This is a genomic window from Spirosoma jeollabukense, from assembly GCF_054777855.1.
Genome location: NZ_BAAHAD010000004.1, coordinates 331,058 through 344,127 on the forward strand (window position 1 = coordinate 331,058; position 13,070 = coordinate 344,127).

The 13,070-nt window shown below is 50.3% G+C and carries 11 protein-coding genes; 4 read left to right on the plus strand and 7 right to left on the minus strand.

The features are described from left to right. Positions 1-47: 47 nt before the first annotated feature. Positions 48-1,535, minus strand: coding sequence for a xylulokinase (locus tag ACYVEA_RS18295; protein WP_461114873.1), 1,488 nt, complete (start codon positions 1,533-1,535; stop codon positions 48-50). Positions 1,536-1,700: 165 nt separating this feature from the next. Here ACYVEA_RS18295 and ACYVEA_RS18300 point away from each other — a divergent pair, with 165 nt between their 5' ends. Continuing rightward, positions 1,701-2,615, plus strand: coding sequence for a phospholipase A (locus ACYVEA_RS18300; protein WP_461114874.1), 915 nt, complete (start codon positions 1,701-1,703; stop codon positions 2,613-2,615). Positions 2,616-2,688: 73 nt separating this feature from the next. Then, positions 2,689-5,082, plus strand: a complete 2,394-nt coding sequence (locus ACYVEA_RS18305) for an alpha-L-rhamnosidase-related protein (protein ID WP_461114875.1) — start codon at positions 2,689-2,691, stop codon at positions 5,080-5,082. Positions 5,083-5,097: 15 nt separating this feature from the next. Here ACYVEA_RS18305 and ACYVEA_RS18310 read toward each other — a convergent pair whose 3' ends face one another. The 6 genes from ACYVEA_RS18310 to ACYVEA_RS18335 form a co-directional block, all read right to left on the minus strand. Beyond that, positions 5,098-6,054, minus strand: coding sequence for an alpha/beta fold hydrolase (locus tag ACYVEA_RS18310; protein ID WP_461114876.1), 957 nt, complete (start codon positions 6,052-6,054; stop codon positions 5,098-5,100). A gap of 69 nt (positions 6,055-6,123) precedes the next feature. After that, a complete protein-coding gene (locus ACYVEA_RS18315) occupies positions 6,124-6,861 on the minus strand; it encodes a DUF1223 domain-containing protein (protein ID WP_461114877.1) in 738 nt (245 codons plus the stop codon). A 19-nt stretch (positions 6,862-6,880) separates the two neighbouring features. After that, a complete protein-coding gene (locus ACYVEA_RS18320) occupies positions 6,881-7,681 on the minus strand; it encodes a molybdopterin-dependent oxidoreductase (RefSeq protein ID WP_461114878.1) in 801 nt (266 codons plus the stop codon). Next, on the minus strand, positions 7,678-8,433 hold the full coding sequence (locus ACYVEA_RS18325) for a cytochrome b/b6 domain-containing protein (protein WP_461114879.1): 756 nt from the start codon (positions 8,431-8,433) through the stop codon (positions 7,678-7,680). Before ACYVEA_RS18325 ends, ACYVEA_RS18320 begins: the two co-directional genes overlap by 4 nt. Before the next feature lie 250 nt (positions 8,434-8,683). After that, a complete protein-coding gene (locus ACYVEA_RS18330; protein ID WP_461114880.1) occupies positions 8,684-9,238 on the minus strand; it encodes a carboxymuconolactone decarboxylase family protein in 555 nt (184 codons plus the stop codon). Between the two features lie 88 nt (positions 9,239-9,326). Continuing rightward, positions 9,327-10,202, minus strand: a complete 876-nt coding sequence (locus ACYVEA_RS18335) for a helix-turn-helix domain-containing protein (protein WP_461114881.1) — start codon at positions 10,200-10,202, stop codon at positions 9,327-9,329. A 212-nt stretch (positions 10,203-10,414) separates the two neighbouring features. On the opposite strand from ACYVEA_RS18335, the gene ACYVEA_RS18340 reads away from it, so the two are divergent. After that, entirely contained in the window at positions 10,415-12,076 is a 1,662-nt protein-coding gene (locus ACYVEA_RS18340; protein WP_461114882.1) for a 7TM diverse intracellular signaling domain-containing protein, read from the plus strand. A 180-nt stretch (positions 12,077-12,256) separates the two neighbouring features. Further along, a complete protein-coding gene (locus ACYVEA_RS18345) occupies positions 12,257-13,024 on the plus strand; it encodes a hypothetical protein (protein ID WP_461114883.1) in 768 nt (255 codons plus the stop codon). The last annotated feature ends 46 nt before the right edge of the window (positions 13,025-13,070 follow it).

A 13,070-nucleotide genomic window follows, 5' to 3' on the forward strand; every position in this document is an offset into this window, starting at 1 on the left:
CTGGCGCGGGCAAATATCCGCGCCAGACTCATCAATCTCACAGTCTATTATTTAACGGCCGTTTCTACAATTTCCAGCCAACGCCCGTAAGCATCACGATACGCTTCCTGCGCCCGCATGTCGGGTTCGATGGTTTTTGTTACATGCAGCCCGGAGAAGGCTTCCCGGGCGTTTGTATAATAGCCCAGACCTAATCCAGCACCGCGGGCGGCTCCCTGCGCCCCGTCGGTATTATAAAGTTCGATGGTCGCTCCAGTCAGATTGGCCATTGTGTCGCGAAAGAGCGGGCTAAGGAACATATTGGCTTCACCCGCCCGGATGGTTTGCAAACCTACGCCCACACTTTCCATGATCTGAATACCGTAGTAAAGCGCAAAGACAATGCCTTCCTGAGCCGCCCGAATCATGTGCGGCAAACCATGACGCGTTAGGTTCAGGCCATGGAATGAGGCTCCCAAATCGGCGTTTTCGAGCATTCGTTCGGCACCGTTTCCGAACGGCAGACAGCGTAAGCCATCGGCTCCAATGGGCGCTTCGTGCGCCAGTACGTTCATATCGGCGTAACTAATGGATCGCTGCAACATCTGATTCCGAAGCCAGCTATTCAGAATTCCCGTGCCATTGACACAGAGCAGAACCCCATAACGTGGTGCCTCGGCAGTATGACTCATGTGCAGGAACGTATTGACCCGTGATTTTGGGTCATAACTGGCCTGATCGCTTACGCCATACACCACGCCCGATGTTCCGGCCGTAGCGGCAATCTGACCTGGTTCCAATACGTTCAGGGACAGGGCATTGTTGGGCTGATCGCCTGCGCGATACGTTACCGGTGTTCCGGCGGCAAGGCCTAGTTCGGCCGCTGCCGAGGCCATCAGTTCGCCTTGTGGAGCAAACGTTGGCTTAAGGGTAGGGATTAATGACGTATCAAATCCAAAATAATCGAGCAGAAATTGGGCGGGTTCGTTTGTCTGAAAATCCCAGAACGCACCCTCCGATAATCCCGATGCTGTTGTTACAATATCACCCGTCATGCGGGCAGCCAGGTAATCGCCGGGGAGCATGAATTTGTCGACCTGTGCATAAACGTCCGGTTCATTTTCTTTGACCCACGCAAGTTTGGCCGCTGTGAAATTGCCCGGTGAATTGAGCAAATGATGAAGCGTACGGTCATGGCCGAGTTTATCAAAAGCCCGGTTGCCGTAAGGCACGGCCCGGCTGTCGCACCAGATAATGGATGGGCGCAGTACGTTAAAGGCCTTATCGACCACCACCAGCCCGTGCATCTGGTAAGAAATACCAATGGCTTTCACCTCTTCAGGCCGGATGTTTGTCTCCTGCATGACGGCCTTACTGGCCAGACAGGCGTTTTTCCACCAGTTTTCGGGTTGCTGTTCGGCGAAACCCGGCTGTGGGGATTCAATCGCCATTTCGGGTTGTGGAAAAAAGGCAGAAGCAACGGCTTTGCCACTGTCGGCATCAACTAAACAGGCTTTGACTGACGAACTGCCGAGGTCGAATCCAAGAAAATACATGCGGTTACTGGAGTTAAGGAAATCTGTTGCGAAAGTACAACGCGATAGCGATAAATGAGTAAAACAAAACGGTATCAACCAAGACAAGCAACTTTAAGAACAAGCTGCTTGATAACCGGCAAAAATCGGTAAACTTTGGTCATGCGCATTAACCAGTCGTAACTCATGGGCCTCAAACGTTTACTCTGCTTTGTCGTACTATTTACTGGTAGTTGTCCGGTTGTCCTGCAGGCTCAGGCCGATAAAGAGCCGTTGTTTGATAAGAAACGGGTATTTCGGTCCCTATCTGACCGATGGGAGCTTGATTCTGCTACCCAGAAAGGTACGTTTTTGATTACACCTTATAAGCCGGTGTATGTTACGGCCGGGCGCTGGTCCAGTGATCCCAACGAACATCCAGTCAGCGAAAATCCGAATTATACGTATCCCTTTTTCATTGATCTGGGCCGCTACGAAGCTCGCTTTCAGTTTAGTATGAAAGTCAAAGTTTTCCAGGGTATTTTTGGTAAGCACGGCGACTTATGGGTTGCCTACACGCAAAAGTCGCACTGGCAGGTGTATAACACCACGTTCTCGCGCCCCTTTCGGGAGACCAACTATGAGCCGGAGATCATCTTAAACTTCGCCACAGATTTTTCCCTGCTGGGCTTTAAAACCCGGATGCTGGGTATTGCGCTTAACCACCAGTCCAACGGGCGGGCGCTACCGCTCTCGCGAAGCTGGAATCGGGTTGTCGTGCAAGCCGGTTTTGAGCGAGGAAAATGGGTCGTTTTGCTACGTCCCTGGATGCGGCTTCCCGATGCTGACGATGAAAATCCAGCAGTGGCAGACTATATCGGCCGGGCCGATGCTACGGTTATTTACCGGACTGGTCGGCACCTTTTCTCGGCACTGGCTAGTCATTCGCTACGTTGGGGCGACAAAAACAGGGGTCAGGTTCAATTCGACTGGACGTTTCCGGTAACAGGCAATTTGCGGGGTGATCTTCAGATTCTGCATGGCTATGGCGAAACGCTCATCGACTATAATCATAAACAAACGACTATCGGGCTGGCCGTTTCGCTCGTCGATTGGCTCTAGTACGAATACCGTGTCGCTTCGAATTTCAAATGCAACGAAGTTGTTATCTTGCACGCTTCATTTCGTATCTATTATGTTTCGTACATACCTCTTTGCCCTGCTTCTGCTGAATGCTACTGGCGTGTTTGCTCAAAATTCGATGCCTAACTGGACGAACCAATACTGGACGGCCCGCTGGATTCTGCACCCAACGGCTCCGTCCCGACAATACGGCATTTATCACTTCCGCAAAGCGATTGAGTTGCCGCAAAAGCCCGCCCGATTTGTTGTTCATGTTTCGGCCGATAACCGGTATCGATTGTTTGTCAACGGAAAATCGGTGGCGCTGGGACCCGCCCGCAGCGATACGCAAAACTGGAATTACGAAACCCTCGATCTTGCGCCCTATTTGCAGGCAGGACGTAACGTATTGGCCGCGCAGGTGTGGTACATGGGTGAGGGCGCACCTTTTGCGCAGATGAGTTATCAGCTTGGCTTTGTGCTACAGGGCGATACCGATGCGGAGAAGATGGCGAATACCGATGCTACGTGGAAAATTTTCCAGAATCCCGCCTATTCACCCATTAAAAACGACATTCCTAAACTCAGAACATACATCGTGGCTGGGGATGGCGATCGGGTCGATGCCGCTCAATATCCCTGGGGCTGGGAGCAACCGAACTTCGACGATAAAGCCTGGGTAGCGGCCAAGCCGCTTGGTTTTCCAACCAAACCGCGTGGATTGGGCACCGATGGGAACTGGGGACTGGTACCTCGTACGATTCCGATGATGGAAGAAAATACCATCCGATTGGCAACCGTTCGGCGTAGTGAAAACGGAAAAATGGACGCTACGTTCCTGCAAGGTAAATCGTCTGTAACAGTGCCCGCCAATACAAAAGCTATCTTTCTGCTCGATCAGAGTTACTTGACAAATGCCTATCCCGAATTGACGGTCAGCCGGGGAAAGGGGACGGTTGTTACGCTGTCGTATGCCGAAGCATTGATCGATGCCAAAGGCCAGAAAGGCAATCGTAATGAGATTGAAGGACGAACTATGCGGGGTTTCGATGATCAGTTCGTTGCTGATGGAAGCAGTAAGCGCACCTTTCGCCCATTGTGGTTTCGGACGTATCGTTATCTTCAACTAACTGTTGAGACGAAAGATGAACCAGTAGTACTGGAGGATTTAGTTGGTCAATTTACGGGCTACCCGTTCGAGCAGAAAGCAAATTTTACTGCGGGTACATCCACACCGGGTGACACGACCCTGAAAGCCATCTGGAATGTCGGCTGGCGGACGGCCCGACTCTGTGCGGGTGAAATGTACTATGATTGCCCCTACTATGAGCAACTGCAATATACCGGCGACACGCGGATACAGTCTATGATTTCGCTCTACGTAACGGGCGATGATCGGCTGATGCGCAAAGCCATCATGGACTATGATCACAGCCGTTTTAACGACGGACTGACACAAAGCCGTTATCCATCTGCTGATTTTCAGGTAATTCCGACGTTTTCGCTGTTCTGGGTCTGCATGGTTCACGACTACTGGATGCATCGGCAGGACGACGCCTTTGTGAAGTCGATGCTACCCGGCATCCTGAGTGTGCTGAACTGGCATGAGCAACGTATCGCCAAAACGGGCCTGAACGGCCCGCTGGAGTGGTGGAACTTCGTGGACTGGTCGGCCTGGAAAAATGCTAAGGATGAAATTGCCGGGGGCGTTCCGGCGGGTGCCCGGAAAGGGGGTTCAAGTATTCTGTCGCTGCAACAGGCCTATACCTATTTCCGCGCGGGTGACCTCCTGGCGCATTACGGCCAGAACGAACGAGCTGAATACTACCGCGATCTAGGCCGACGGTTGAACAAAGCCGTATTCGCCCAGTGCTATGATGCCGGGCGCGGTCTTTTCGCCGACACGCCGGACAAGAGCTCATTTAGTCAACACGCGAATATTCTGGCCGTACTAACCGATGCGGTGCCGGCTGCCCAGCAAGCGGCTTTGGTCCAGAAAACGATGGCTGATACGTCGCTGACGCAGGCGACATTCTACTTCAAATTCTATCTGTTCGAAGCACTCAAAAAAACGGGCCTTGGCGACCAGTTCATTGCCCAGTTGAAACCCTGGCGCGATATGCTGGCTATGGGGCTGACGACCTTTGCTGAAAATCCTGAACCTACCCGCTCGGATTGTCATGCCTGGAGTGCCTCGCCTTTGTACGAATTTTTGTCCACAACCTGCGGCATTCGACCGGGGGAGCCAGGATTTAGAGCCATACGTATTGAGCCGTTTCTGGGCGATTTAAAAACGGTGGATGGAAAGATGCCGCACCCCTTGGGCGAGATTGCCGTGCAGTTCCAGAAAACGCCAACAGGTGGGTTGACCGGTAACGTAACGCTCCCGACAAACCTGACCGGCACGCTACGCTGGAAAGGTAAAACGATGGTTTTGAAAGGAGGGAAGCAGGCCGTGAATTTGTAGTGGATACTAAACGGATTACTTCAAGAATCCCAAAACGGCTTTGGTATAAGCTTCCAGTGACTGCACATGCGGGATATGTCCGACGCCCGGCAGCTCTACTAACTGGCTGCCGGAGATTTGCCGTTGCGTACGTTTCCCCAGTTCGGGATATTGTCCATGCTGATTGACGATACCTTTCGGAACGCGGGCTTTGCCGACAATTGTGCGGTCAGCCTGACCGATGATAAGCAGTGTAGGGACTTTAATACGGCTGAATTCATAACAGACGGGTTGTTCGTAAATCATCTGATAGGTCAGCGCATTGACCCAGGCAATTTGCTTGAATCGGGGGTCGCTCAAGGCTGCTGCTTGTGCCCGCACCCACATTTCGTATTCCGGTTTCCACTGCGGATAATAACCCTGTTGATATTTCTTGTAGGATTCATACGTAGCAGAAGCTTCTGATTTGTACAGACTGTCGAGTGGGACGTACGGGACGAAGGTTCGATAATCCTCCAGGCCAATTGGATTTTCGAGAATCAACTGGCTTACTACGTTTGGATAAAGCAACGTAAAGCGTGTTGCCAACATGCCACCCATTGAGTGCGCTATAACGGTTACTTGGTTGATTTTCAGTGAGTCAAGTAACCGTTTGTTGGAAGTAGCCAGCGTATGGAAACTGTAGTGTAAATCTGGATAGTCGGATTTGCCCCAGCCGACCTGATCGGGTACAATAACCCGATACCCTGCTTTGCTCAAAAATGCAATTACATCCCGCCAGTAGGCACCATTGAAGTTTTTGCCGTGAAAAAGAATGACACTTTTGCCGGTTGACTTGCCAGTTGGCGCTACATCCATATACGCCATTCGCATCGTTTTCCGCTCCTGATGCAACGTAATGTACTTTACCGGATGCGGGTAGGCTACATCCTGCGCAAAAGCAGAGAATGTATGGATTAAGACGAGCAATAAAAGCGAAAATCGAAATGTCATATCGGAAGAATCAACACGATAGTACGTAGCAAAAACATCGCTGAACGTAAAACCTAAACCGTGTTATTCTTACAACTGTTTGGCGCCGACGACCTGCCCGGTATCTGTGCGCTGAACATACACTAATACCGCTGTCTGGTCGGCAGTCAAGCCAGTGGGCAACGGGAGAACAGCAGTGCCCGATGTTCCTGATTCATCGATGGTTTTGAATTGCCGCACCACGTTCGAATTAACCAGTGTACGGCCACCGTTTTCACCGTTGCGTACAGCGGTTCGGGCTTCTTTCTGTACCAGCGCTACGTTCACCTTATATGGACCAGAAGCTGACAGCTCATACTTGACCGTGACTTGCTTGGTATCACGGGCAATGATGCCATCAACGCCCACAAAGGCCGAAACGGGTTGTTTCTGAATAGTTTGGATGGATTGCTCGATACGTCCCCGTTGACCGCCTACTACATACTGCCGTCCATTAATAACTAGTTGAGGAGTGTAGGTTTGTGTATTTAGTGCGCGATCGTACTGCCGCTGGCGGTCGGTGAAAAGTTTGCTGCTGAATGGGTCCTGCCAACCCAGCCGGTTCCAGTAATCGACGTGAAACGATAGGCTATAAACGGCCTGGCCAGAGCGGGCGGCCTGTTGGGTCAACTCCTGAACCGCTTTGTCGGCAGGTGGGCAACTGGAGCACCCTTGCGAGGTAAACAATTCCAGCACAACAACGGGCTGTGTGGCGGGTTTAACGGAATTTTTAGGCGGCAAAGATAGGGCTATGCCAACGGCTGTCAGGAGTAGGATGAAGTAGTTCATTGGTTTGTTGTTGAGTAGTTTATAAACCTACGTAGTAATCATAGCCGCGTTCGGCCCAGAAATCACGCGGACGTTCGTCGGCAAAGAAAATCCGGCCAATACGCTTGAGGTTTTTGACGCCGTATTTCACGGGAATAATCAATCGTAGTGGGGCGCCGTGCGGAGCCGTAATGGGCTGACCGTTTAGCTCATAGGCCAGCAACGATTGCGGGTGCAGGGCGCTTTCTATATCAATGCCAACGTAGTACGCCTTATCGGGTGTTTCCATACCGACGTAGTTAAACAGATCGTCCGTATTATCGGGATTAGGTGCGTTGCCGCTACGGGTGCCGAGTTTGTATTTTTCCATAAAATCGGACAGGCGTACACCGCCCCAGTGCTGCACCTGACTCCAGCCTTCAATGCACTTGAATTCGTACACGATTTCGTGTTTGGGTAAGGACTTTATATCGTCGATAGTTATCGTAAGTGGCTCAGCGCCCGAACGGTCGATCTGAAGTGTCCAGTCTTCGGGGACGGGCGTTTTTATGCCATAGAAACTATTGATACGTGCGTTTTTAGCGGCTGCTTCTACCGGGAACGTTGGTACTAAATGCGTATCGCTGAAATAGGTTCTTGCCAGCTTCTCGTTAGCATCCAGCACCTTCCGGAGCGGCCGTTTGATGCCCTGCGCACCGGGACTATGCGTAATCCATTCATATACACCAACAGGCACAGCCGCTGCCAGCGCGAACCAGCCAAATGACTTGATCATCCGTCGGCGGGCAACTGACTCAGGAATATCGCTTTCTGGCAGATTTGGCTCTTTTGACTGACTCATGATAAAGCGGGTTTGATAGGTGGTACGATTGGACCGGGTTCGGGTGCCACGGGTTGTTGAGGTATGTCTGGCTTATCCATGAGCGGCCTTTTTCGGTCGTTGGGTTTAACAACCTCAAAACCCGTTACCATCGACTGGAAGTTCTGCCAGCCCGCACGAATCACCTGTCCGACGTGAATAAAGAAAAATACTACGTAGCCGAGTGTCAAAATAAAGTGCTCCAGCCGGGCGGCTGTGTAACCTCCAAGCAAATTCGTGAGCCAGGAAAACTGGGTTGGTTTATAAATGGCAAAGCCTGTCAGCACCGATCCAACACCCATGAGCATAATCGAGAAATAGGCAATTTTTTGGGCGCCGTTGTACTTGATAAATGGGGGTTGCGTCTTGCGCAACCCCAGGTCAAAAAGCGTGACCTGAATGGCCTCACGGAAGGAGTTTCTATTCGGCACCAAATGCCGCCACTCGCCCGAAATGAACGTATAGCCAACATACAGCAGCCCATTCAGCATAAATAACCACATGAACACCCAATGCCAGGCCATGCCTTCGGCTAGTCGACGCGGTACGTTCAGGAATTTATAAAAACCATCGGGGAAAAAGGACACAAGTGTATAACTGCCGATCGTGATTTTATATGGATCGTAGGCCCAGTAAATCAGCAGTCCGCTCCAGATCATGACGAACAGAACCGGAAAGTTAATCCAGTGAAACCACCTGATTGCCAGCGGATGTTTGTGGACGATACGTTTCATAGTCAGAAATAGGTAGTTGCGTGTTTGATGGCGTTATGCTTACGATATAACGAATAATTCCGGGCGTTAGATTGCCTACTGCCGATTTGTTATAGAGCAGTCTGTACTTTTTGTGCCGGTGTTTCGAGCCTCAACGGCAGAAATGGTGGCCGGAGCGTTTCGGTATTCATCGTCGTTATGGACGTTAAGCAGCCGTTTAGAACCGGTTGCTTTAGCGAACCGGTTCTAAACGGCAACCTACGAAAAAATACTACGCAATGACTTCGTTTAACACTGGCGCTGCCGGGAAATCCACAGGAATTTGGGTGATACTGTGCAGGTAATTAGAGATGATCTTATCGCCAACCAGTAGAAGCAGATCAACAACGCTATTCTGAGAATAACCAGCGCTTATGTAATTGTCAACCAGTTCGGTAGCCGGATGGCCTTTGGTTTCGGTGATGGCTTTTGTCAGCTTAACGAGTGCGTCGAGTTTTGGGTCGAAGTCGGCGTGTCCAGCGCGAAGTTGCAGCATCTGCTCGTCCGTAAAGCCATTCATTTTGCCCAATGCTGTATGGGCCGCCAGACAATACACACAATTGTTTGCTTGAGACACGGCCAGATTTATAGCTTCGCGCTCTTTGGCTTTGAACGCGCCTTTGGTCTGGCTTTGCTGGAAAGCCAGATAGGCCCCCAGTCCATTGTCGGATAGGCCGAACGTAGCGTAGAGGTTCGGTACAAAACCGAGGCCCTTCTGTAACGTATCAAAGAGTTGTTGATTTTGAGGAGATACCTGATCGCGGGTCGGTACGGTGAACGTTGCCATTTTCGTGTTGTTTGGGTTTGTCCTATTGACGTTGCAAAGGTGCAGCGCCAAACCACGCCCGAAAATGACTGGATCACCCGCATCGTTATCAATTCTTCCCGACAGATGAGTAAGTGGTCAACTTATTTTTTACCTGTTCTTTAAATTCCGATGGGGGTAAACCGACCTGTTTCTTGAAGAAACGGCTGAAGTGTGGTACTTCATCAAAGCCTAGTTCGTAGGCAATTTCTTTGGTCGATTTATCCGTATAGAGGAGTAATCGCTTGGCTTCCAACGCTATTCGCTCGTGGATAATTTGCAGAGGTCTTTTCTGATTGTAAAGTGCAAATAGGTTGGACAACGTTTTTGGTGATTTATTCAGCAAGTTAGCGTAGTCACTTACTGCATGGTGTTGTCGATAGTCGGTTTCGACCAGCAGATTAAATCGCCGAACAATGGTGAGGTCTTTCTCGCTCAAATCTGGGTCTACGGCTTGCTCTCTCGCTAACCGGGTCAGTTTGATGATCAACCGTTTCAGAAGCATGCGCAGCATTTCCCCCTGGATGGTGTCGTGGGTCGAGAATTCGTCGAAGAAGACCGTTAACAACGCATCAAACTTACGGTGTTCGGTGGCATCCAGTCGGAGAAACATTGGGTCTTTAGCCCCGTAAAACAGAAAACCAACGCACGATACCTCCTTGTCATGATCGACAATGCAATAAAATTCACGATCAAACTGCCAGGCCACAATGGCATCCGGCTGTTCAAAATCAACCGATTGGTTAACCATGAGCGGCAGTATTGTTTGAGCCGGGAAGACGTAATGAAGCCCATCAATCGTGACGGTTTGATCGTTGCCTACATTCCAGGCAATGGTCAGCAGGCGGTGTTGCCGGTCCCGGAAAAAGTGACGTCGGAAGTCAGGTTCCCGGCAAATCAGGTTCAGAACACCCCCGGTCTTTGGTTCGTGGTAAGAATAGTGCATACAAACGTGAATCGGTATGTGAACGTATTTCTGACGTAAAAAGTAACCTGATGAGTAGTGGGTATCTCAGTATGATAGGTAGCCTTAAGAAGGACGTGGCAATATGAAAAAACAAGCCCAGTGCCACGGAAAAATTTAATCATGCCGTTTTTGTTATAACTTCACGATCAGGCTATTGGCTTAGTTTTTCAGAATGATCATCCACACAGACCATGAATTATGCAAGGGCGGTATTTCTGCTAATCGTCAGCGCGCTGCCACTCATGGCTCAGCCAGTGACACATCCCCAGGCGAGTCAACTCGTTGAGCTTGGGCCCAAGGCGTTTATTCTTGATGATCCAACTCTCCAACTGACGTTTGCTGACATCGCGACTTATCCTGATTCAAAATTTCGGTTCAGCCAGCAGGAAAAACTGAATTTTGGCCATACAAATTCGCGCATCTGGCTGAAATTTCGTCTGGAAAATACATTGCCCGACCCGCTTTTTCTGTTGTTTATGACCCAGGATGTAGATTACGTCGATCTATACGTAGTGAGCGAAACGGGCGCGGTCACGCAGCAACATTCGGGGGTGCTACGTCCTTTTGAGAGTCGGTATTTCCTGACCAACACCATAGTGTTGCCGGTGGGTCAGCGTCCACGGACTGTTTTCTTAGCCCTTCGGGACGATAATATCCTTCACTTCTCCGTATTGCTGGCAACGGAGCAGCCTATTGTTAGTCATCTCCAGAAAGAGTCGCTGTTCAATGGGGCGGTGATGGGACTGATGCTGGTAATGGTCATCATCAATCTGTTTGTCTATGGCCTTGTTCGGGATCAGGTTTATTTGCTCTATGCCGCCTACATAACGTTGTCATGCCTTACGTTTTTGTCATTTGAAGGCTTGCTGTATGACCTGCTCTGGCGATCGGCACCCGCGCTCAATAATGGGCGGCTATACTTACTTATTACCGCTATGACATTTGGGGCGGCTGTCTGGTTTTCGATGAATTTTCTGCGAACCCGTGAGTTCTTACCCCGGTTTTACCGCTACTTTATTGGGTTATTAAGCCTGGTTGTCCTGACAACCCTACTACGGTTGCTCGATGTGCCGGGTTTAGAACGGACCTTCTACGGCCTGACATTGCTGGGATTTGTGTCCTTGTTAGTGCTGGGTATTCGGACGTATCGACAGGGGTATCGACCGGCCCGATATTACTTGCTTGCGTGGAGTTTTTACATTGCAGGCGCTATGACCAGTGTGCTGGGGTTACTCGATATACTGGCCTTTACCCACGTTTGGGTGGTGTATGGTTATCAGATTGGGGCAGCCTGCGAAGCAACACTGCTCACGTTGGCGTTGGCCGACCGGTTGCAAACGTATCAGGCTGAATACCAGACGGCTCAGAAACTGGCGCTGCAACGTGCCGGTGAAAATGAAGAACTCCTGGCCCGTAATAATAAATTACTGGAAGAGAAACTACAGTATGAACATCGCCAGGAACCCTTACCCGACGATATGCGGGTTCTGCTACGTAGTATGAAAGAGGATCGGGACCGGATTCGCAAGATTGCCATTCCGACGCTGGACGGTATGCTGCTTTTCCCGATTGGCGACATTACCTGGCTCGAAGCCGCCGGTAGCTATACAACCATTCATCTTTCTAATCAGAAAACCGTACTTGCCTCGCGGGGACTGGCTGAATTTGAGCACTTATGTACGGAAGGCGAATCCTTTTTTCGCACGCATAAGTCGCACATCGTCAATTTAAATCACGTCGTAAAATACCTCCGTGGCGAAGGTGGTCAGGTCATTCTCGACGATGGGTCTACCGTTGATGTGTCTCGACGCTCGAAACCCGACCTGATGAAGCGGCTGATGGGCGAGGAGTGAAATAGACCCTATCGGAAGTTGGTGGATAACGCAGAAGCCTGGATTTGATCCGGGCTTTTGCCGTTACTGTCATTGCTGAAAAGCCGCCGTTGGTCAACTCAGGCCCTCCGTCGGACAACGGGCGGTGGTTTTGCGCAAAGCTATCTGCCAATTTAGCCTGACCTTAACCAAAGCAGTATCATGAAAAAACTTCTATCACTTTTGTCACTTGGGCTGTTGCTAAGCTGCACGAACGCAATTTATCACGTAGCCACCGTAAAATCGGAACAGGTAAAGCTGATTGAAAATGACTTTACTGTCGAAAATGAACACCTCAGAGCGGTGTATAACCTGTGGGAAGCGGGCGGCCGGATGCGTTTTATGCTGTTCAACAAAACAGACCAACCTCTATACATCGACTGGTCGAAGAGCTTTTTCGTACGTAACGGCAACAAAACTTCTTATAGCCAGCTTGCCACACTTCCCGGAAAAGCTCCGGCCGATACCGTTCGTTATTTCTATCAAAACATGCGTGCGGAGCCATATCGAACAACTGCCCGGGCTAATCCCCTGACTGAAATTCCGCCACAGACCTACGTCGCCATTGCCGACTTTCCAATCCAGGAAGCTGTCCTGCATGTCAAAACTAAAGAGAAGCATTTCGCTTACACGATGGAAAATTCTCCACTGCGAGTTGGGCAAGCGTTGACCTATTCATTTGATAAGACAATGACCGATGCTCACCAAATCGAGCATTCCTTTTGGGTAGATAACGTTGAGGTCCTGCGAATCGGCCAGCTCACAAAAGCCTATGGGTCATTGCAAAAAGGGAAGCCTGACGCCATGTATGCTGTTGAGAAGCGTTCTGCTCCGGGTCGGACGGTTATCCTGGGTGTTGTTATAACAGCCGGAGCAGTTGGTGCTTTGCTACTTCTATTGCAGGAAATGCTTAGTGGACTTACACTCTGATAGGATAAGGCCAGGAATACCAACAGGTGATTTTACTGTAAATGTT

What these genes read in the sequence shown, in the direction of transcription:
- ACYVEA_RS18340 (WP_461114882.1), top strand. Translation starts at nt 10,415, where the DNA reads ATGAATTATGCAAGGGCGGTATTTCTGCTAATCGTCAGCGCGCTGCCA.
- ACYVEA_RS18330 (WP_461114880.1), bottom strand. Translation starts at nt 9,238, where the DNA reads ATGGCAACGTTCACCGTACCGACCCGCGATCAGGTATCTCCTCAAAAT.
- ACYVEA_RS18295 (WP_461114873.1), bottom strand. Translation starts at nt 1,535, where the DNA reads ATGTATTTTCTTGGATTCGACCTCGGCAGTTCGTCAGTCAAAGCCTGT.
- ACYVEA_RS18320 (WP_461114878.1), bottom strand. Translation starts at nt 7,681, where the DNA reads ATGAGTCAGTCAAAAGAGCCAAATCTGCCAGAAAGCGATATTCCTGAG.
- ACYVEA_RS18300 (WP_461114874.1), top strand. Translation starts at nt 1,701, where the DNA reads ATGGGCCTCAAACGTTTACTCTGCTTTGTCGTACTATTTACTGGTAGT.
- ACYVEA_RS18335 (WP_461114881.1), bottom strand. Translation starts at nt 10,202, where the DNA reads ATGCACTATTCTTACCACGAACCAAAGACCGGGGGTGTTCTGAACCTG.
- ACYVEA_RS18310 (WP_461114876.1), bottom strand. Translation starts at nt 6,054, where the DNA reads ATGACATTTCGATTTTCGCTTTTATTGCTCGTCTTAATCCATACATTC.
- ACYVEA_RS18345 (WP_461114883.1), top strand. Translation starts at nt 12,257, where the DNA reads ATGAAAAAACTTCTATCACTTTTGTCACTTGGGCTGTTGCTAAGCTGC.
- ACYVEA_RS18305 (WP_461114875.1), top strand. Translation starts at nt 2,689, where the DNA reads ATGTTTCGTACATACCTCTTTGCCCTGCTTCTGCTGAATGCTACTGGC.
- ACYVEA_RS18325 (WP_461114879.1), bottom strand. Translation starts at nt 8,433, where the DNA reads ATGAAACGTATCGTCCACAAACATCCGCTGGCAATCAGGTGGTTTCAC.
- ACYVEA_RS18315 (WP_461114877.1), bottom strand. Translation starts at nt 6,861, where the DNA reads ATGAACTACTTCATCCTACTCCTGACAGCCGTTGGCATAGCCCTATCT.